The organism is Marinobacter flavimaris, assembly GCF_002933295.1.
Taxonomy (GTDB): Bacteria; Pseudomonadota; Gammaproteobacteria; order Pseudomonadales; family Oleiphilaceae; genus Marinobacter; species Marinobacter flavimaris.
In genome coordinates, this window is the sequence record NZ_PSSW01000035.1 from 1 (window position 1) to 1,665 (window position 1,665).

Genomic DNA, 1,665 nt, shown 5'->3' on the forward strand with positions numbered 1-1,665 from the left:
CCTGAATCAGTGACTCCGCTCGAATATAGCACCCTGAGCCTTGGTTGGCTCACGCCTAACTCATTTTTGAAGCCAGTCCGGTTATGTTGAGAGCACGACTGTCAGTTTACCGATTGAAACACCTGCAAACCGGTCTTGCTTTGGCCGAATATTGATCAAGCTGTAACTCTCAGGCACGGGCGATCTGCCCAACAAGATGATCGGGGTGAGATCAAGCAACGAAGCGATCCGGGTTGTCTACCCGGGAGACGCAAGACCGCGATAGAGGTCACGGTAAACGGCAAAACCCGGGCAATGGCGGCCAAAGCGCAGGAACCGTTGCCTACTGCTGTGGATCAGGCGACAGGCCATGTACATCAGCTCCTGCATCACGGTTCTCAGGCGGCGGCGCTTGGCCGGGTGGCGCACAGGTGCATCGGGGCCGGTGAGCCTCAGTCCCATCCAGCGCAGTACGTTGTAGCCCAGCGTTGCAAACGTCATCACCAAGTTGTTGGTGGCGAATTTGCCTGAAGGCAAGCGCTCCAGATCCAGATCGGTTTTGAACTCACTGTGGAACTGCTCACTGGTGGCATGATCGCAATACAAGTCTATAACCTGCTGGTTGCTGGCAACACTCACTGGCAGCGATGTCACCCAGCCTTCCAGGCTGACGTCCGGTTCCAGATATAACTGGCCCTGCGCATCACTGGTACGGACCGTCACTTTGACGATCCGGCGAATGCCGGGTTCGTCCGGTAGCTCTTCCGACAGAACCGCTTCCATTTTGCCGTAGCGGCCCAGCGTCCAGACTTGCTGCTCCTGAGCTTTGTCGGCCCAGACCAGAGGGTCTTGTTTACGAGGATTCCACTTGATCAGGAAATCCACTTGTTCTTGCTGACTCAGAAAATCCCGGTTGTCGCGGGCATCGTGGGCACTGTCCAGACGCAGCAGGATGGGCGAACCAGTCAGTGACCGGGCCCGGGGTAAGACGCGTTTCAACGTTTCCAAAAAACCGTTATTGGCGTGTTGGCTGCCGGGGCGCAGTTCACACCCTAGACACCAGCCTTCCTGACCAAGGTAAGCAGCAATGGGCGCATAGCCGTCGTGCCCCTTGTAGGTGTAACTGACGCCTTCCTTGCTCGTCTGGCTGTTATCCATAGGGAAAACGTCCATGTCTAAGGCCACATGCCCCATCTTCAGGGGAGAAACCGGCGCTTCGACGGACGTCAAAAACTCACAACTGGCATCCTCCAATAAGGGCGTGAGCGCCTGGGCATCTTCATCAAATCGCTGCCGTAATCGGGCCGAGGAGGGCGATTGTTTGATCCCCATGGCGGATTTAAAAAAGGGATCTGTACGCGCTGACTCCACGGCCTCGAAATCGCTCTTGCCGAGCGTGATCAAGCCCAGATAGGTCCGGATCAGGTCGATGTTCGGAATACCGTGACGCTTGACCACGGTGCGGGCGGTTTGGGGCAGCGACGTGTGCCGATTCAGGCAGTGGCCCACCAGAGCCAGTCCGCCGTGGGGAGTGTAGACTTCGGTCTTTGATTGCTGGAGGGTGAAGGTACGCATGGGCCGGTGCACTGACTGGGTGAATGGATGTCAGGTGCGATTATATCGCCTCAGGCCTTGCGGTTGCAGGTCTGGGGATTAAATTAGACCGTGTGAAGTCACGGATTCAGG

Annotated in this window: 1 protein-coding gene; it reads right to left on the reverse strand. The window is 56.8% G+C overall.

The window, feature by feature from the left end:
* Nucleotides 1–237: 237 nt before the first annotated feature.
* Nucleotides 238–1,554, reverse strand: coding sequence for an IS1380 family transposase (locus MDHKLMBL_RS20615; protein ID WP_104272564.1), 1,317 nt, complete (start codon nucleotides 1,552–1,554; stop codon nucleotides 238–240).
* Nucleotides 1,555–1,665 lie beyond the last annotated feature (111 nt).